Here is a 17,377-nt window from a genome sequence, read left to right on the forward strand (position 1 = left end):
CTGCGCTGTGGTAAGCGAATATCGGATAAGAGCCCAAGGTGCGCACTTGGCAGCCGATAGCCTCGATTTCCTGTAAAGCGGCGGGAAGCAGCACGGTATCGAGCGACATCTCGATATCCATATAGAAATAGTAACTGCCAAGTTTCTTCTTCGTCGGCCGCGACTCGATTTTGGACAGGTTGATGCGCCGCCAGGCAAAGGCCGAAAGCACCTGATGCAGCGCCCCCGGGTAATCCTCGGGCAGCGTGACGAGGATCGTTGTCTTTTGCTGGTCGGAGCAGTGCTTGGCCAGCCGGTCCTTGCCGACAACGATAAAGCGGGTATAGTTGTTGTCATGATCGGTAATGTTCTCGGCCAACAAATCGAGTCCGTACAGTTCGGCCGACATGCGCGTGCCGATCGCAGCAACCGTCTCGTCCCCGGACTCCATCGCCATTCGCACGCCTTCCGCCGTGCTGCTCACATATTCGAACTCGGCGTTCGGCAGCTTGCTGCGCAAAAACTCCTGACACTGCGCAACCGCCACATCCTTGGAGACGATGCGCCTGACCGAGGCGAACTGCGCTTCCCCGGAGGCGGCCGCAGCTGGCTTCCGTCCGATCAGATTTTGGATGGACGGGTATACCCATTCCCCTTGGATGGGCAGCGTCTCTTCTTCGACTAACAGGTCGATATGATGTTTGACCGAACCTTCAATCGTGTTCTCGATCGGGACGACGCCATAATCGACCGTTCCGTCTGCCGTTGCCGCGAACACGTCGGACATTAGCGCATAGGGCACGAATTCGTAAGGCCCTTCCGCGAAAAAATAGCGGGCCGATTCCTGGGACACAGTCCCTTCGGGCCCGAGAAAAGCGATCCGTTTCACGTGCGATAAGCTCCTTCTCGTCGACAGTTCTTGGAAAGCCAATGCTGCCTTTTTTCAGATCGTATCACTAATGGATAGCGGAATGCAATAGCTCTCGTAACGTACAAAGCTCTTTAAGCCGGCGCCTCGGCCGGATAAAGAGCTTTGAATGGCGGTCTGCGCTTTACGCGTGGACATGCGCCCGGATATTATCGATCAGCGGCACGGCAGAGTCGAAATGCGTCAACACCGTTGCGCCTTCCGCGCTCACCTTCAGCCACATCGTGTCCGCCTCGATGCCGTTGGCGCGCAGCGTATCGATCAGGAAGCGCTCCAGCTCCGCTCCACGGCCTTGCTGGCCGTCCGCAAGCGCCAGCAGTGTCGGTCCCGCCCCGCTCAAGGCAACGCCCAGTGCGCCGTGATCTTCCGCAGCTGCCAAAATATCGCTCATGCCTGGAACGAGCGGGGCGCGGTACGGCTGATGCAGCGCATCCTTCATCGCATAGCGGATCATATCGTAGCGTCCGGTGCAAAATGCTGCAACAAGCAAGGAAGCATGACCGATATTGAACACCGCGTCCTTCATCGGCACCTGCTCGGGCAGTACATGGCGCGCCTTCTCGGTCGAGAGCTGGAAGCGCGGAATCGCGACGAGCACCTCGAGGCGATCATCCGGTACGACACGGATATGCTCTGCTCGCTGGCCGTCCCAGAATGCAACCGTCAGCCCGCCGAACAACGAGGCTCCGACGTTGTCGGGATGCTTCTCCAGCGCCGACGCCATCTGGAACAGCTCGTGCCGAGACAGCTTGTCGCCGATCAAAGCATTCGCCGCCACCAGTGCGCCGACGATCGCCGAGGCGCTGCTGCCGAGTCCCCGGGTCAGCGGAATATCGCTGTACATCGCGATATCCAGTTCGGGGCAATCCACGCCGGCTTTTTCGAATACTTGCTGCGCCACCTTGTACACCAGATTGGACTTGTCGGTCGGCACTCCGGTCATCTGATCGCCGTACAGCCGAATTTCCGTATGCTCGGCGACGCCCATCTCGATCCAGGCGTACAGCCCGAGCGCCATCCCCAGGGCGTCGAAACCCGGACCCAGATTGGCCGTGCTGGCCGGAATTTGTACATACACTTTCGAATTGCCGGGCTGGCCGGCTTTATTGCTTCTTTCCCCCGTCAAACTCATGCGTTAGCGCCCTCCAGCCTGCGAATGGCTTCCACTTTCTTTTTAACCCTCGACGCGGTACACGCTCTTGATCATCTTGATCACTTCAAGCGACTCGAATTCCGCCAACACCCGGTTCATGCTGGCCAGGCTGGCGTTATGCGTCACGATTACGATCTCGGCTTCGGATATCGTCTGGTTCGGCTGCTGTACGACCGATTCGAGACTGACCTCGCACTCGGCAAACACTTGCGTAATTTTCGCCAACACCCCGGCCTTGTCCTCTACATGCAACCGCACAAAAAATTTGGAGGCGATCTGTTCTTCCGTTTTCAGCTTCTTTTCTTTGTACGGTACGAACATCGTCCGTCCGTTGACGCCGAGCTTCAGGTTTTTGACGACGGCGACCAAATCCGCCACTACCGAAGTGGCCGTCGGCATCTCGCCGGCACCCGGACCGTAGAACATGGTTTCTCCTACCGCTTCCCCGTACACGTATACCGCGTTGAACACGCCGCCTACCGATGCGAGCGGATGCGTCTTGCGCACGAGCGTCGGCTGCACGCTTACGCTAATCAGATCGTCCTGGCGCTCGGCGATCCCCAGCAGCTTCACTTCGTAGCCGAGGCTTTTGCCGTACTGGATATCTTCCTTGGACACTTGGGAAATGCCCTTCGCCTGAACGTCGCCAAGCCCGAGGCTTGTATGAAAACCGAGCGTGCCAAGAATGGCCATTTTGCGGGCCGCGTCAAGCCCCTCCACGTCAGAGGTCGGATCGGACTCCGCATAGCCGAGCTCCTGCGCTTCCTTCAACACGTCTTCGTAGGAAGCTCCTTCCTGGCTCATTTTGGTCAGGATATAGTTGGTGGTGCCATTGACGATCCCTATAATTTTCGTAATCCGGTCGGACGAGAAGCCCTCAATCAGCGTGCGGATGATCGGGATGCCCCCAGCTACACTTGCTTCATATAATACGTCGCAGTTTTTCTCCGCGGCTTTGTTCAATATTTCCGGTCCGTGCAGAGCCATCAGGTCTTTGTTCGCCGTAACGACATGCTTGCCTTTGTCCAGCGCGGCCAAAATATAAGTCTTGGCCGGCTCGATGCCGCCCATCACTTCGACGACGATGTCGATGTCCGGGTCGTTGACGATGTCCCAGCCGTCTTCCGTGATCCGGTCCGCCTCTACCGCATAGCGGCGAGCTTTGCTTTTATCCTGAACGAGCACTTTCTCGACGCGGATCGTGGACCCTACCTGTTTCTGCAAATCGTCCTGATGCCCTTCGATGATCCGCAGCACACCCGTTCCGACCGTGCCCATGCCGAGCAATCCCACTTTGATTGGTTCCATCGTTTTTTCTCCTCCTGATCGTAAACCGCCGCGCCTTTCTTCCGACGCGAACGGGGTATACGTATGTGTGCATCGACGCCGTCGTTACGAGCCCTGGCCGATCAGCAATGCCTTGCGGACGCCGTCCTGATGACGAATGACGTCCATAAGACGGGCAGAGTTGTGATTGCCCATCTGCGACGTATCGATAGACAATACGACATTGGCCCTTCCCTGAAGTGGAATCGTCTGGTGGATCGTCAGCACGTTGCCTTCCAGACCGGCAATCACCGCCAGCACCCGGGACAAAATACCCGAACGGTGCTCCAGATCCATGGAGACGGTGACGAGACGTTCCCGTTCCAGCCGGCTCAGCGGATGAATGCCATCCTTGTATTTATAGAAAGCGCTTCGGCTGATGCCGACCGCCTCTACTGCTTCGTGTACAGTCTTGGCCTGACCGTTGGCCAGCAATTCCTTGGCCTGCATGGTCTTGACGACGGCCTCCGGCAAAATATCCTCCCGGACCAAATAGTAGCGTTCGGTGCCGTCGATGCCATCGTCCTTGGAATCGTTCACGGTGGTGTCGCCTTCCACGGCCATCGTCCTCTCTGTAAAGACTAATGTTTCTACATAGTGGACATTATACCGAAAAGGGAACGTGGCGGCAATAGGCGAAACTGAAAACTTTTCATGGGAGACGTTAAGCAGGGGCGGATCAACAGGTCGCAGCCGCTTTGACTTGCCGCCGTTTTATTCATATGCTTATTGGCCTTGCTTCCGCACGTCACAGCGGTTGCGGCTTCCGGCCTGCCATGCTAAGATGGGTAGCATCGCAAATAGACCGGCGCCGTCAGGGGCGCTGCCGATCGGAGGAACGCACCATGAAATGCCGTATGATGGCCGCGGCCATGCTTTTTCACGACGACGAATTGCTGATGATGGAACGTTCCATGAGCCGCACCTTGAACCCCGGCATGTGGGCTGCCGTGGGCGGTCACTTGGAGCCGGACGAGCTAAGCCGTCCCCGCCACGCATGCTTGCGCGAAATTCAGGAGGAGACCGGATTCGGTCCGGACGATATCGCCGATTTGAAGCTGCGCTATATTTTGCTGCGCAATAAGGAAGGCGAGCTGCGGCAGCAGTTTATTTACAGCGGCCGGGCACTGCGCAGAGACTTCGTCGACACCGACGAGGGGGATCTGCATTGGGTGCCTGTCGCTGAAGTGCTGGACCGCGATCGCGACATCCCTTACATATACCGGAAGACGCTGGAGCATTACTTCCGTACGGGGCCGTGCGACCATGTTTGGGTCGGCGTCGCCAACCTCGACCCGCCGTCCGGGCAGCCGCGCGTCGATTGGGTGCCGCTGACGGACCCTAACTATTAAAAGCGATTGTATCGGGGTGTGCGGATGATTGTAGGGAAGGATCTGTTAGAAGGGAGCGCCGCCGATGGCACGTTTGCAGGTGGGGGATGGGTATTGGTTGATGGTTGATGGTTGCAGGTTTCAGTTGCAGGTTTCAGTTGCAGGTTGCTGTTTGTTGGTTGACGGTTGCGGACTGTAGCTGGGGTTGCGGGTCGGTGATTGCTGACTGGTGATTGCAAGTTTTCAGTTGCAGATTATGGTTAACTGTTCCGGGCTGCTGATTGTTGGGTTGCTGTTGAAGGTGCGCCTCTCGGTTGCGGAGTAACGGCCACAGCCGAAGAGTAATGCTAAAAAGAGTACTATCCTGGCACGAGAGGGTCCTTTTGCGCGGGATAGTGTTCGAAAGAGCATAAATTCGGGCAAAGGGGCTGAAAATCGGCCCTTTTTGGACCGATTTTCTCCCGTTAGTGCTCCAAAGCGCATTACTTCTGCGAACCCGGTCATTTTGACGGGGATTAGTGCTCGAAAGAGCATAACACACGGCTGCTGGTCATGGCTGCCAATGGCTACTCATGTCTGCTCATGGCTACTCATGGCGCTCATCGCTGCTGCCCATGACTGCTTCACAGCTGCTCATGGCTGCCAATGACTACTCGCAGCTACCCACGGCCGCTACTCACGGCCGCTCCTACCCGCTCCTGGTTCTTCAGACCGCTCCTGCCCTCTCGTCTCTCTGCTACAATGTAACAAGCATGTATCCGCCTCGTCTAACTGCGAGCATCAAAATCGTCCGGCAAACAATGGCGAACGTCTCTTTTCCGCCGGATGGCCGAATTAGGCAATGCTCCTCGACTAGTCGTCTACATCCCCAAAGCGCAAAGACGGTCAATCCCCTCGCCTTACAAGCCCAAGAAAAACTGCATAATTTTATCGTGCAGACCAGGCAGTCCTTCATGACCGAAATCCGGGTAAATTTCCAGCGTCTTCGGAGCGGTTATTTTATTGATCGCGGCAAACTGGGTCGAAGGCGGACATACGCTGTCCATCAGCCCGACACCGAACAGCATCTCCGCGCGAATCCGCGGTGCCAGGTTCTGGATATCGATGTAGCCGAGCCGCGTGAACACCTCGTCCTCCCGTTTATGCTGCGGGTCGAACAACCGGAAATACGTGCGAAGCTCCTCGTAAGCGTCCTTGGCCAAATCCATCTCCCATACGCGGCGGTAATCGCTCAGGAATGGATACACCGAAGCGGCTTTCTTGATACGCGGCTCCAGCGCGGCGCACGCCACGGTCAGCGCCCCGCCCTGCGACCAACCCATCGCCCCGACGCGGTTCGGATCGACATCGGGAAGGCCCATGACGATCGAAGCGAGCTGCGCCGTATCCAGAAAAATATGGCGGAACAACAATTGTTCCGGCGCATCATCCAACCCCCGGATAATATGGCCGCGGAATGTATTGCCGAAAACGCCCCCCGTGTCTTCCGACTTTCCGCCTTGCCCACGGCAATCCATCGCCACGACGGAATAGCCAAGCGCGACATAAGGCAGCTTATCGTACCAGTCTCCGGCACTGCCGGAATAGCCGTGAAATTGCAGCAAAGCCGGCCCCGGCTGAGTCAAGCCTTTGGGACGCAAATATTTGGCATGCACCCGCGCACCCTTCACTCCGGTAAAGTAAAGATCGAAACAATCCGCATAAGGCAACGAGATCGGAGCCGGAACAAGCTCCACGGCTGGGTCGGTCGATCTCATTTCCTCCAAGGCTTTATCCCAGTATTCATCGAAATCGTGCGGACGTGGCGTCCGGCCTTCATACTGTTGAAGCTGCTTTAGCGGCATGTCAAGCTGTGGCATATGCATCATCCTTTATCCTAGTATAAGTCCCAATCCTAACGGGTCTTGCTTGCGCTTCCTATTCTTCCCCAGTCATTCTACCACGGAATTCTGCGAACGAATACTGTCCCGCGGCGACTTGTACAGAATATTCCAGCCCGCCGATTAACGAAAAAGAAGAAGCCAGTTTGGTATGAATACAAGCCAAAATGGCAGTCCCTACACCAGTCTCCGAATTGATAGGAATACAAGCCAAAACGGCAGCCCGGACACCAATCGTCCGAACTGCCGCGCTTTTTCCAGACTACCGGTTTAATCGTACCGCCCCTACTGCTTATACCTCCTCAGCAACGGGCATACTACAGCACACCTGGCGGTCCCCTGCCTCGATCAATCCGCCGCTTGCTTCCTTACCGCCGGATTGTTCCCTATTCGGAGAATCGTCACGATCATCAGGCACACCATCAGCGCAATGACCAGTAAAGCCGAAGTGATGCTGCCAAACGCGTCTATCGTAAGTCCGATGCCCACAGGGCCAAGGGAGCCCAGCATGAATCCGCCGAACTGCATGTTGGCCGACCAGGAAGTAGCTTCCTCCACGCCGGCAGCTTCTTCGAGCGGAAGAAGCAATGCGAGCGGGAACAGACCGCCTGCGCCGATTCCGAGAAACAAGGTCGCTACCCATGGAGAAAGGTGGAGCAGCAGCAGGCCAAGCCCGATCAGCTCCGATACCCCGCACAGAAGCAGCCAAAACATGCGGTTACCCGTTCGTCTTACGAGCATCGGCATGAACAAGCTGACCGGAACTTGAATGACGGTAAACAAGGTGAGGATCAGACCGGATTGCGCCTGACTCAGCCCTTGCCCTTTTACGAAAAAAGCCAGCCATGCCGTGACGGAGTAAAAGATAGCCGCCATGCAGCCAAAAAACAGCATAAACCAATACACCTTCGGGTTCGTTCTCGGGTTGGAGGCCGGCTCGGCCGGGGACGATGCTCCCTGTCCTCCCTTGCTTTTGCCCAGAAGCGGCAGCAGCAGCGCGGCGGCGATAAACGCGAAGATGCTCCAGAAGCTTAACGCCTTCTGCCAGGAGCCGTTCATTCCGTGAAACAGCGGAATCGAAAAGCTGGAGGCAACCGCCGCCCCGACGACCATCGAGACCGAATACACACTGGTGACAGAAAGCTTGTCCGGAAAATATTTTTTAATGTACCCGGTAAGCAGCGGACCGGCTATACCGATGCCCATACCCGAAAACAACGCCGTGACGAGCAGCGGAATCGCGTTGCCGGTAAACGCCCGGACGAGGGTCGCCGCGCCGATCAGCAGCATCGCAAGAAGCAAAGAACGTTCGATTCCCAAACGTTTGCCCATGCGTATCGACAACAGGGCGAACAAGCCCATGCAAAATACGGGGAGCGTCGTCAACAAACTGGCTGCGGCTCCGCTCATGCCCAAGTCCGTCTTGATCACATCAAGCAAAGGACCGACAGACGTAATCGACGGCCTCAAATTCAATGAAATGATAAAGAGAACGACAATCCAATAGAACATGCGCACCTCCACCAACTCCTTCTTGTTGTTCTAAGGTAAAGTGTAGACCTGCCCGATCGATAGCACAATACTATTTTTTCTATAAAAACGATAGTATAATCCTATACATAAGGGAGGGAAGAAGCATGGAGATCAGGCAACTGCACTATTTTCTCAAATTGTGCAACGAGCTGCATTTTTCGGAAGCGGCTTATCAACTCGGCATATCTCAGCCTACCTTGAGCCAGCAAATACGCGTGCTGGAAGATGAGGTTGGCGTTCCGCTGTTTGACCGGATGGGGAAAAAAACGGAGAAAACCGAGGCAGGAGCGATCTTGGAGCATTACGCCATGCAAGCCGTCCGGCAACTGGAGAACGCAAAGCAGGCGATTGCCGATCTTACGGCGATGAACGCGGGAAGTCTGCGCGTAGCGGTGCTGCCGTCCGATCTGGACTACCGTCTGACGGCGCTGCTCATCGAGTTTCACAAGGAATTTCCGCGCACGAAAGTTCAGGTTGTCCCTTCGCTGAACATCGTAAACCAGGTGTTGGACAATGAAGTGGATATAGGCGTCGGTCTGTCTGCCAAGCCCGACAGCCGTCTGCACCGGACTCCGTTCTATACCGAAACGTACAGCTTGTACATTCGCCAAGACCATCCTCTCGCGGAGCGGAACGTAATCTCCGTTGAAGATTTGGGCGCGGTTCCTTTGGTTATGTATCCGAAAGGCTTTTACGGGCGAGATCTGATCGACGCCTGGTGCCTGGAACGCCAAACGTCGATCGATGCCCTGATGGAAACGGGCTCGGCCGCTTCGCTGTTCCAACTCGTTCAGGCGGGGATCGGAGGGACGATCCAACCGAGCCGATTAATCGAAAGCTTGCGCTCCACCGACATCCGGTCCGTGCCGATTCAGGACTCGCCCGTTCGAGATTTGGAAATCGTTTACCGCAACGACAAATATGTAAGCTTGGCTGCCAAGACGTTTATTCGGCGGCTGGAAACTTTCTTTCAAGGAGACGGGTAAAGAACTTTCCTGATTCCTTATATATCATGCCTCAGAATGGAGATCGCCTTGCGCGCCTCCTCCCGGTCGTCCATCGAAAAGGTCTGGCCTTGGACGAGCTGGTACGTCTCATGGCCTTTGCCTGCAATCAGCACCGTATCCCCGGGCGCAGCCAACGCCACCGCGCTCCTTATCGCCTGTCTACGATCCGCGATCAGCTCGTATTCGATTCCGTTTCCAGCCTCCTGCAGCCCTCGCTCCACATCGGCCATAATGGCGGCAGGGTCTTCGCGGCGCGGGTTGTCCGAGGTGACGATCACCCGATCGCTATGGAGAGCGGCCAGTCTGCCCATCGTCGGACGTTTGGCACGGTCCCGGTCTCCCCCGCAGCCGAATACGGTAATGATGCGCCCTTGCGCAAAACCTCGCACCGTCGCTAGCGCGTTCTCCAGTCCGTCCGGCGTGTGGGCATAATCGACGAGTACAAGAAAAGGTTGACCTTCGTCGACGATCTCCATCCGGCCGGGAACGCCGTTTAGTCTCTCCAGCGCTTCGCACGCCAAAGCCGGCGGAATTTGTTCAAGCAAGGCGCATGCAATCGCCGCAAGCGCATTGTACACGTTAAAAAGCCCGACCATCCGCAGCTTGACGAGCGCGTTTCCAGCGAACGACACGAGCTCGAATTCCGCTCCCCCCGGCGTTAGACGGACAGCCTTGGCCATAACGTCGGCTTCCCGTTCGATTCCGTACGTCACGATCTGCGCTGCCGTTTCCCGGCTCAAATAGGTCGTCGCCGGATCGTCGGCGTTCAGAACGGCGAACTTGCGCTTCGCGACATCCGGAGAAAAGCCGTTACCGAGCCGGGAAAACAACCGCCCCTTCGCATGCAAATACCGTTCCATCGTGCCGTGGAAATCGAGATGATCCGGGGTCAGGTTCGTAAACACCGCGGTCCGGAACTCGCAGCCCCATACCCGGCCCATATCCAGCCCGAGCGAGGTCACCTCCATGACGCCGAACTCGGCGCCCCGCTCCTTCATTTGACGCAGGCTTGCCTGCAGCTTGTGCGGCTCCTTCGTATTGATCAAGTCTGTCTCTACCAATTCGCCGCCGATTTTCAGCCCGATATTGCCCATTACTCCGGTACGGTTTCCCGCGTGCTCCAGAATGGCTTCGAGCATATGCGCCGTCGTCGTTTTGCCGTTCGTTCCCGTGATGCCGATCAGCTTGAGGGCGGCGCTCGGATACCCGTAGAAATGGCATGCCATCAACGCCATGGCCTGGCGCGCGTCGCGCACCGTCAAGGTCGGCGCATCCAGTCCGGTGTCCCTTTCTACGACGAGTCCGGCCGCGCCAAGCCGGAGCGCTTCCGCCGCAAACGGGTGCCGGTCTTCCTGAAACCCGTCGATCCCCGGCACGCATACGAATAAATTACCGGGCTGCACCGTTCGGGTATGCATCGAGAATCCGGTAATCTCGACGTCCATGTCTCCGTCCGTACGGACAACAGTCAGCAATTGCGCCAATTCCTTTAACTTCATCGGGCTTTCCTCCTATTACACGAGTTTTTTGTTTATCATAAGGGACACAGCCTGGACAGCGCCAGCGATAATTGCCGCATTTCATCGTCCTATGAGTGTTTCGATTCGAACTCCGGCACGAACCTGTACGGACAAAGTTCCGCAAACAAAAAAAGACGACCCCCGGCCCCACAAATCCTGTGGTCAGGGAACGTCCCGAAAGCGAGCGCAGCGGCTCACTCCTGTTCGACGAATTCGAATTCGAAGTCGCCGATTTGTACCATATGGCCGTCTTTGGCACCCTTTTCGCGCAGCGCCGCTTCGATGCCGGACTTGCGGATCGCTTGGCCAAAGCGCAGCAGCCCGTCGTACGAGTTCATATTCATCCGCTTGAGCATCCGTTCGATACCGATGCACTCGATAATAAACAAATCGTTCTCGCGGCGGATCGTAAACGCGGTGTCGTCGTCTTCCTTCTCGAACGTATACACTTTCCGCTCGGTTACATCCGCTACTTCTTCGACCAACGGAGCTTCCGGAATTTGATCCAGCAAATCCGCGGCACGGTACAGCAGCTCCTGCACGCCTTGGCGGGCTACCGCCGATATCGGGAAAATCTCGATCTGCTCGTAGCCGTCGCGCCGCAGGTTTTCCTTGAACCGCTCCAGATGCTCGTCGGCCCCGGGCATGTCCATTTTGTTCGCCGCGATAATTTGCGGACGCTCTTCCAGCTTGGCGCTGTACAGCCGCAATTCCTCGTTGATTTTGAGCCAATCGTCGTACGGATCGCGTTCCTCGGTAGCCGCCATATCGACGACATGGACAATGATCCGCGTACGTTCGACGTGACGCAAAAACTCGTGACCCAGTCCGACTCCCTCATGCGCGCCTTCGATCAATCCCGGCAAATCGGCCATAACGAAGCTGCGGCCTTCGCCGACATCGACGACACCCAGATTCGGCGTAATCGTCGTAAAATGATAGGCGCCGATCTTCGGCTGCGCCGCAGACACGACCGACAACAGAGTCGACTTGCCCACGCTTGGAAAACCGACAAGACCGACGTCGGCCATTACCTTCAGCTCCAACACGATCCAGCGCTCTTGGCCCTCCTCGCCCTTCTCGGACAAGTGGGGAGCCGGATTGCGAGAGGTAGCGAAGCGCATATTGCCGCGGCCGCCACGTCCGCCTTTGCCTACGACAACCTCCTGCCCGTTACGGGTCAGGTCGGCGATCACTTCCCGGGTATCGTCGTCGACGACGATCGTGCCGGGAGGAACGCGTACGATCATATCCTCGGCGCTAGCCCCGTGCATGCCCTTCGTCTTGCCCCGCTCGCCGCGCGGCGCCTTGAAATGCTTCTGGTACCGGAAATCGATCAGCGTACGAAGCCCTTCGTCCACGCGGAAAATAAGGTCGCCGCCTTTGCCGCCGTCGCCGCCGGCCGGGCCTCCCTCGGGCACATACAGCTCGCGGCGGAACGAGATGATGCCGTCCCCGCCGTCTCCGCCTTTTACATAAATTTTCGCTTTATCCAAAAACATAGGTAACACCACTTTCTATTCGCCAAGCGGCACGTAAATGTCGATAAACGCCCCGTCTTCTTCATATGACGCTGTGCCGCGAACCCGTTCGTCGGCGTTGTACGAGAGCGCCAGCTCGTTCAGCTCCTGCTTCAAGCCCGGACCGTTGTAGCTGCCGACGTAACCGAAACCGATTACTAGCATTTGATCCCTCAGTTCCAGCTTCAGCAGCAGCTCATTCGGCTCGCCGTCGCTGCGCATGCCCGCATGCCGCACGAACGCTTCGAGGACGCAGATTATCGCGTCGGTCACCAACTGCGCTTGAACCGGCAACGAAGCGAGCTGCAAGCCCGGCTCCGGTTCGACATCAAGGCGGATGGACCGGCTGCGCACGCGAAACGACTGCAAATAGACGATCAGCGCTGGAATCCCTAGCTTGGCGATGCCGCTTTCACGCGACATCCTTTCTTTTAAGGCTTCCATATAATCGCGCATTTTATCATACTTTTTCAGCTTCAAGTAGCCGTACAGCACTTGAACGTCGTTCATCCAGTCGTGCCGGAGGTGGTTGATCGTCTGCACGAACAACCGCTCCTGTTCGCCATGCAGTCCGTCCGCTTGATCCGTTTCGTAGCTTCTGGCGTTTAGCTTCATTTCATTTCCCCGTTCACGGTCAACTTCTCCCACAGTATAGCATGACGCTTGCAAAATAAAAACCCCCGGTCCCGTTCGACCGGAGGCTTGTCATCATACGATTTCGGATGCTGCTGCAACCGGAGCGGCTTCCACAGGATAGACGCTTACTTTCTTGCGATCGCGTCCCCAGCGTTCGAACTTCACGACGCCTTCGATTTTTGCGAAGAGCGTGTCGTCCGTACCGCGGCCAACGTTCTCGCCCGGGTGGATCTTCGTTCCGCGTTGACGGACGAGAATGCTTCCCGCCGTTACCGTTTGACCGTCGGCACGCTTTGCGCCAAGACGCTTCGCGATGCTGTCACGGCCGTTCTTTGTCGAGCCTACGCCTTTTTTCGAGGCGAACAACTGCAGGTTTAATTTCAACATTGGAGTCAACCTCCTTCTTCTGTTATCGTAGTCTTGATTGCGATATATTTGCCGTACGCTTCCTCAATCGACTCGATCATGACGACCATCGATTCGAGGAGCAGCTGAATTTGAACGGATAGAGCTTCGTCCGTATCCTCGGGAATACACACCTTCAGCAATCCGTCGCGCATCTCGTTCGGAAGCGACACGCCCGTCAATTTCTCGACGGCGTTGACCGTGCCTACCGTTACGGCGGATACTCCCGCGCATACGATATCGTGGCCGTGTTTTCCGTATAGAGCGTGACCGGTTACAGCAAAAGCGGCGATCTTCCTCCGGCTGCGGGTTCGTTCGATGTTCACACGGATCATGCTTGCCGCATCCTTTACGCTTGGATGCTGTCGATGATCACTTTAGTGTACGGTTGACGGTGGCCTTGCTTGCGACGATAGTTTTTCTTCGCTTTGTACTTGAAAACGATGATCTTCTCGCCTTTGCCGTGCTTCTCCACTTTACCGGAAACAGATGCTCCGGCAACGAGCGGAGTGCCTGCTACCAATCCGTCTTCCTTCGATACGGCCAATACACGGTCAAACGTGACAACGTCGCCCGAGCCTGCTTCCAGCTTCTCGATGTAGATAGCGTCTCCCGCTTGCACCTTGTACTGTTTGCCGCCAGTTTCAATAATAGCGTACATAGTTTGTGCACCTCCTCATGTCATAAGACTCGCCTTGTCCAGGTGGCCTGTCCGTCGGCTTGCGCCGGCCGGCAACGCGCTTAGGTTGACCCGACTCGTGCGGTTGCAGCATGTGCAAAGCGCACATACCCAAGTATTCTACCACAGCCCCGGTTATAAAAGCAACTATGATTTCCGCCGATGATGGGGGGACCGCTCCGACGGCACTTTCCCCGTCCCTCCGCACATATTGCAGGCGGTGAACATGGAATCGTCCAGACTTTCCCGCGCCTTCTTGCGCGTAATCTCCATCAGTCCCAGCTTCGTCCAGCCGACGGCGAACGTCTTCGTGCGGTCGCGGCGGAACGCCTCCTCGAGCAAAGCTGCGATCTCCGCGCGATGCTTGTCCGAAGTCATGTCGATAAAATCGACGAGAACGATCCCGCCGATGTCGCGCAGCCGCAGCAGCCGGGCGATTTCCTCCGCCGCCTCGGCATTCGTGGTGAACACGGTAGCCTCGGGATCGTCGGTGCCGGTAAATTTGCCCGTATTGACGTCGATGACCGTAAGCGCCTCCGTCCGGTCGAGCACGAGATAGCCGCCGCTTTTCAGCCAAACTTTGCGCTTCATCGCCCTCTCGAGCTGCTCCCGCACTTTGTAAGCGGACTGCACGTGTTCATGGCCTCTGTAAATATGAATCCGGTCAGCCAGCTCCCCGGACATCTCGCGCACCCGGTTGACAAGCACTTCGCCCCTCACCGGATCGTCGATCACAAGCTCGTCCACATGGTCGGTGAAAGCGTCGCGCACAACCCGGTCCAGCACTCCGGCTTCGCGGTACAGCAAAGTCGGGGCGCCGCTCGTCTCCGAACGGCGGACGACCGAGCTCCAATCGTTGCGCATGACGTTGAAATCGCGCTCCAGCGCCTCCAGCGTCTCGTTCTCCGCGACCGTCCGGATGATCAATCCTTCGCCTGGCCTGCGCAGCCGTTCCGCGACGTCCTTGAGCCGCGACCGCTCCTGTTCGGAGCCGATCTTGCGCGATACCCCGACATAGTCGGCGTTCGGCATATAGACGATCCAGCGGCCGGGCAGTGAGAAGTGGGTCGTGATTCTGGCGCCCTTCGAACCGAGCGGCTCCTTCGTCACCTGGACGAGCAGCTCCTGGCCCGGCTTGACCAGCTCGGAAATAGACGGCTTGACAGACGGGATTTTTTCCAGATGAGCTGGAAGCAAATCGTCAATGTACAAAAAAGCGTTTTTTTCCAGTCCGATATCGACGAAAGCGGCCTGCATGCCCGGAAGCACATTGACCACCTTCCCGTTGTATACGCTGCCGACCAGTTGCTTCTCGGCCGACCGCTCGGCGTAAAACTCGGTTAACACCCGGTCCTCCAGAAGTGCCACTTGGGTCAGCGAGTCCCGGCAATGAACGATAATCTGTTTCAACTAAAACTCACCACCTCACCATGTAACCCTTCTATTCTAACACGAAAACGTCGGAAACGGCACTTCCCGGCACGTTCAACTGAAAATATGCGTAGAGCAGCTTTTGCTCCGGCAATACGGCCTGAACGCGGCCCCGATCGTTCATAATGTAGATCAGGTGGTACTTGTCCCTCATAAACAAACGGACGATGTCGGCGATTTTGCGATGATGGTAAATTACGATGGGCTGGGCAAGAGTCCCCCTATCGATTAGACGCGCCATAACCGGCTCCCGGTTCATTAAAAATCGCACGAAGCGCAGCGACGCGTGCCGGTAACCGTACCAGTTCGAGTAGGCGAGAAACAACGAGATCGCCAGAAGGTTGAGGTGCACCCCCGCGGAAAGAATGCCGAGCAGCGAGGCTGCAGCGAGCATAATGGAGAGCAGCAGGCTGATGAGGCTGCACAGAAACAGCGTCCGGTAATACGGCAGCCAGCGGCTGATCAGCGCCTGCATCACCTTCCCGCCGTCGAGCGGCAATACCGGCAGCAGATTGAACAGGCCGATCATGATGTTGGCGGTGACGAAATAGTGGCTCCAGCCCGTCTCCCACCAGCCGAGACGGCCCATGCCGACGGCAAACAGCGCCATCCAGCCATTTTGCAGCGGTCCGGCCAGTGCGACCGCCGCCTCCTGGAAGGCGCTGGAGCGGCCCCGGTCGTCGGTCTCGGCCACGCCCCCGAAGGGCAGCAACTCGACGCGCACTACCGTCCAACCGAAGCTGCGCGCCGCCGCGACATGCCCCAGCTCGTGAATGAGCACAATGACGAATAAGGTCAGCAGCTCCACGAAATAACCTGTCGCTACGGACAGCAGCATCAAGAGGGAGAACAAAGGGTGCAGACGAAACTCGATGCCTCGGCATTTAATCAAAAGGAATCACTTCAGCCGGGTCGATCGGCTGATTATCCTTCTTGACGGCCAGGTACAGCTTGCCTGCCCCGCCTGCCGCATCCGTCGCCGCGACGCCGACCGTCTCTCCCCCTTGAATCCAGTCGTTCGGTTTAAGCCGCGTGCTCTGCAGCCAGCCGTATGTCGATTGCAGGCCGCCGGCATGCTGAATGACGACGACCGTTCCTTTGTCCGTTCCGGTATTGACCGCGGCAACCCGTCCCGTATCGAGCGCAGCAACCGCCGCTTCCGGTCCGGTGCGAATCGTAATGCCAAGCTCGCCGTCCTTGGCGGCTTCGACGATTTTGCCATGGACGGGAGTATAAAGCCGCTGCGGCGACGGCGAGCTCGCTTTCTGCGCCTGAGGGTCGGATTTGATGCCCAGCGCGGGCAGAAACGCCGGCAGGCCGCCAAACTCCCTTTCATACCAAGCCGACATCGCGGCAAAATCGTAATCCTCGGTCAAGGCGGTTCGCACCCACTGACGGCCTTGCTCCGCCAACGGATGGTTCAGCTGGAATACCCCCCATACGGCGCCGAACAGGGCGACGCTGACCACCAGCTTGACCCCGATCTGCCGCGTACTCGGCGGCTTCAAACCGCCTCCGCCTCCGCTCCTCCATTCGCCCCCCGATGCTCGGCCCGCTTGTTCGAGAGAAGACCATCGTTCGCGCTCTTGGCTTTTCCATACATATTCCGGATCGTCCTCTTGGCCGTACTCCCATTGCAGCGGCAGCGGCTCGCGCAATCGGTCTTCGCCGGGAGAAGATCGTCTGTCTTCGGGTCTTCCATCCGGGTCCGCGGGAACCCGGTAAGGCTGCGGCTCGCGACTATTCCACGCAGCGCCTGTCCAGTCCGGTGCGGATCTATGCGGATGTTCCCCGCGCTCGGACGCCACAATTTGCTTCATGCGGTCCATGCGCCGCTTGCGAACACTTGATTTGACTTCCATCGGCGTTCCCCCCTCATTCGCCTCGCCACGCCGGGGAGGCAGACAGGCTTCTCCCTACATCTTATGAGGGGCGGACAAGGGGTAGAACCGCGCGCAGGCGGTCTTGCGAGGGCAAGAGCAAGCAAAAAAAACGCTCCTCGCGGAACGCTTCATCTCAAAAATGTATTGTGTAGTGAACGAGGTGCCG

General features: G+C 57.3%; 17 protein-coding genes and 1 other annotated feature. Of the genes, 2 read left to right on the forward strand and 15 right to left on the reverse strand.

Features of this window, described 5'->3' with window-relative positions; translation table 11 throughout:
• The 4 genes from pheA to ABD796_RS21270 all read right to left on the reverse strand — a co-directional run.
• Nucleotides 1–868, reverse strand: an 868-nt coding sequence (gene pheA, locus ABD796_RS21255; protein ID WP_344911502.1) for a prephenate dehydratase, incomplete at its 3' end; no start/stop codon positions are given.
• A gap of 163 nt (nt 869–1,031) precedes the next feature.
• Nucleotides 1,032–2,039: a homoserine kinase gene (thrB, locus tag ABD796_RS21260; protein WP_344911504.1), complete on the reverse strand. Its 1,008-nt coding sequence runs from the start codon at nt 2,037–2,039 to the stop codon at nt 1,032–1,034.
• A 42-nt stretch (nt 2,040–2,081) separates the two neighbouring features.
• Nucleotides 2,082–3,368 carry a homoserine dehydrogenase gene (locus ABD796_RS21265; protein WP_344911506.1) on the reverse strand — a complete coding sequence of 429 codons (1,287 nt, stop codon included), beginning with the start codon at nt 3,366–3,368 and terminating at the stop codon, nt 2,082–2,084.
• An 84-nt stretch (nt 3,369–3,452) separates the two neighbouring features.
• Entirely contained in the window at nt 3,453–3,944 is a 492-nt protein-coding gene (locus ABD796_RS21270; RefSeq protein WP_344911508.1) for an ACT domain-containing protein, read from the reverse strand.
• 287 nt (nt 3,945–4,231) lie between these two features.
• Between ABD796_RS21270 and ABD796_RS21275 the strand changes: the two genes are divergently transcribed.
• The gene (locus tag ABD796_RS21275) at nt 4,232–4,738 is read left to right on the forward strand and encodes an NUDIX domain-containing protein (RefSeq protein WP_344911511.1); all 507 of its coding nucleotides are present in this window, start codon (nt 4,232–4,234) and stop codon (nt 4,736–4,738) included.
• A gap of 878 nt (nt 4,739–5,616) precedes the next feature.
• Here the strand turns inward: ABD796_RS21275 and ABD796_RS21280 are convergent.
• Both ABD796_RS21280 and ABD796_RS21285 read right to left on the reverse strand, forming a co-directional pair.
• A complete protein-coding gene (locus ABD796_RS21280) occupies nt 5,617–6,576 on the reverse strand; it encodes an alpha/beta fold hydrolase (protein WP_344911513.1) in 960 nt (319 codons plus the stop codon).
• 369 nt (nt 6,577–6,945) lie between these two features.
• The gene (locus ABD796_RS21285; RefSeq protein ID WP_344911515.1) at nt 6,946–8,109 is read right to left on the reverse strand and encodes an MFS transporter; all 1,164 of its coding nucleotides are present in this window, start codon (nt 8,107–8,109) and stop codon (nt 6,946–6,948) included.
• A gap of 125 nt (nt 8,110–8,234) precedes the next feature.
• On the opposite strand from ABD796_RS21285, the gene ABD796_RS21290 reads away from it, so the two are divergent.
• The gene (locus ABD796_RS21290) at nt 8,235–9,116 is read left to right on the forward strand and encodes a LysR family transcriptional regulator (protein ID WP_344911518.1); all 882 of its coding nucleotides are present in this window, start codon (nt 8,235–8,237) and stop codon (nt 9,114–9,116) included.
• 17 nt (nt 9,117–9,133) lie between these two features.
• Here ABD796_RS21290 and ABD796_RS21295 read toward each other — a convergent pair whose 3' ends face one another.
• The 9 genes from ABD796_RS21295 to ABD796_RS21335 all read right to left on the reverse strand — a co-directional run bounded on the left by ABD796_RS21295 (nt 9,134) and on the right by ABD796_RS21335 (nt 17,190).
• Nucleotides 9,134–10,636 carry a UDP-N-acetylmuramoyl-L-alanyl-D-glutamate--2,6-diaminopimelate ligase gene (locus tag ABD796_RS21295; RefSeq protein ID WP_344911520.1) on the reverse strand — a complete coding sequence of 501 codons (1,503 nt, stop codon included), beginning with the start codon at nt 10,634–10,636 and terminating at the stop codon, nt 9,134–9,136.
• A 215-nt stretch (nt 10,637–10,851) separates the two neighbouring features.
• Nucleotides 10,852–12,159, reverse strand: coding sequence for a GTPase ObgE (obgE, locus tag ABD796_RS21300; protein ID WP_344911522.1), 1,308 nt, complete (start codon nt 12,157–12,159; stop codon nt 10,852–10,854).
• A gap of 15 nt (nt 12,160–12,174) precedes the next feature.
• Nucleotides 12,175–12,792, reverse strand: coding sequence for a Spo0B domain-containing protein (locus tag ABD796_RS21305; RefSeq protein ID WP_344911524.1), 618 nt, complete (start codon nt 12,790–12,792; stop codon nt 12,175–12,177).
• Between the two features lie 93 nt (nt 12,793–12,885).
• Complete coding sequence (rpmA, locus tag ABD796_RS21310) at nt 12,886–13,200, reverse strand: 50S ribosomal protein L27 (RefSeq protein ID WP_344911526.1); 315 nt, start codon at nt 13,198–13,200, stop codon at nt 12,886–12,888.
• 5 nt (nt 13,201–13,205) lie between these two features.
• A complete protein-coding gene (locus tag ABD796_RS21315) occupies nt 13,206–13,553 on the reverse strand; it encodes a ribosomal-processing cysteine protease Prp (RefSeq protein WP_344911528.1) in 348 nt (115 codons plus the stop codon).
• Nucleotides 13,554–13,567: 14 nt separating this feature from the next.
• The gene (gene rplU / locus ABD796_RS21320) at nt 13,568–13,879 is read right to left on the reverse strand and encodes a 50S ribosomal protein L21 (RefSeq protein WP_344911530.1); all 312 of its coding nucleotides are present in this window, start codon (nt 13,877–13,879) and stop codon (nt 13,568–13,570) included.
• A 15-nt stretch (nt 13,880–13,894) separates the two neighbouring features.
• Nucleotides 13,895–13,994, reverse strand: a sequence feature (ribosomal protein L21 leader region).
• 50 nt (nt 13,995–14,044) lie between these two features.
• Nucleotides 14,045–15,307: an Rne/Rng family ribonuclease gene (locus ABD796_RS21325; RefSeq protein ID WP_344911532.1), complete on the reverse strand. Its 1,263-nt coding sequence runs from the start codon at nt 15,305–15,307 to the stop codon at nt 14,045–14,047.
• 31 nt (nt 15,308–15,338) lie between these two features.
• Nucleotides 15,339–16,220: a M50 family metallopeptidase gene (locus tag ABD796_RS21330; protein ID WP_344911534.1), complete on the reverse strand. Its 882-nt coding sequence runs from the start codon at nt 16,218–16,220 to the stop codon at nt 15,339–15,341.
• Nucleotides 16,213–17,190, reverse strand: coding sequence for a peptidoglycan DD-metalloendopeptidase family protein (locus ABD796_RS21335; RefSeq protein ID WP_344911536.1), 978 nt, complete (start codon nt 17,188–17,190; stop codon nt 16,213–16,215). Before ABD796_RS21335 ends, ABD796_RS21330 begins: the two co-directional genes overlap by 8 nt.
• Nucleotides 17,191–17,377 lie beyond the last annotated feature (187 nt).

This window comes from Paenibacillus hodogayensis (assembly GCF_039536325.1).
In the GTDB taxonomy this organism is placed as follows: Bacteria; Bacillota; Bacilli; order Paenibacillales; family NBRC-103111; genus Paenibacillus_AB; species Paenibacillus_AB hodogayensis.

Coding starts and splice junctions, on each gene's coding strand:
- ABD796_RS21285 (WP_344911515.1), bottom strand. CDS start 8,109: ATGTTCTATTGGATTGTCGTTCTCTTTATCATTTCATTGAATTTGAGG.
- obgE (WP_344911522.1), bottom strand. CDS start 12,159: ATGTTTTTGGATAAAGCGAAAATTTATGTAAAAGGCGGAGACGGCGGG.
- ABD796_RS21275 (WP_344911511.1), top strand. CDS start 4,232: ATGAAATGCCGTATGATGGCCGCGGCCATGCTTTTTCACGACGACGAA.
- thrB (WP_344911504.1), bottom strand. CDS start 2,039: ATGAGTTTGACGGGGGAAAGAAGCAATAAAGCCGGCCAGCCCGGCAAT.
- ABD796_RS21290 (WP_344911518.1), top strand. CDS start 8,235: ATGGAGATCAGGCAACTGCACTATTTTCTCAAATTGTGCAACGAGCTG.
- ABD796_RS21335 (WP_344911536.1), bottom strand. CDS start 17,190: ATGGAAGTCAAATCAAGTGTTCGCAAGCGGCGCATGGACCGCATGAAG.
- ABD796_RS21265 (WP_344911506.1), bottom strand. CDS start 3,368: ATGGAACCAATCAAAGTGGGATTGCTCGGCATGGGCACGGTCGGAACG.
- ABD796_RS21315 (WP_344911528.1), bottom strand. CDS start 13,553: ATGATCCGTGTGAACATCGAACGAACCCGCAGCCGGAGGAAGATCGCC.
- rplU (WP_344911530.1), bottom strand. CDS start 13,879: ATGTACGCTATTATTGAAACTGGCGGCAAACAGTACAAGGTGCAAGCG.
- ABD796_RS21305 (WP_344911524.1), bottom strand. CDS start 12,792: ATGAAGCTAAACGCCAGAAGCTACGAAACGGATCAAGCGGACGGACTG.
- ABD796_RS21295 (WP_344911520.1), bottom strand. CDS start 10,636: ATGAAGTTAAAGGAATTGGCGCAATTGCTGACTGTTGTCCGTACGGAC.
- rpmA (WP_344911526.1), bottom strand. CDS start 13,200: ATGTTGAAATTAAACCTGCAGTTGTTCGCCTCGAAAAAAGGCGTAGGC.
- ABD796_RS21280 (WP_344911513.1), bottom strand. CDS start 6,576: ATGCCACAGCTTGACATGCCGCTAAAGCAGCTTCAACAGTATGAAGGC.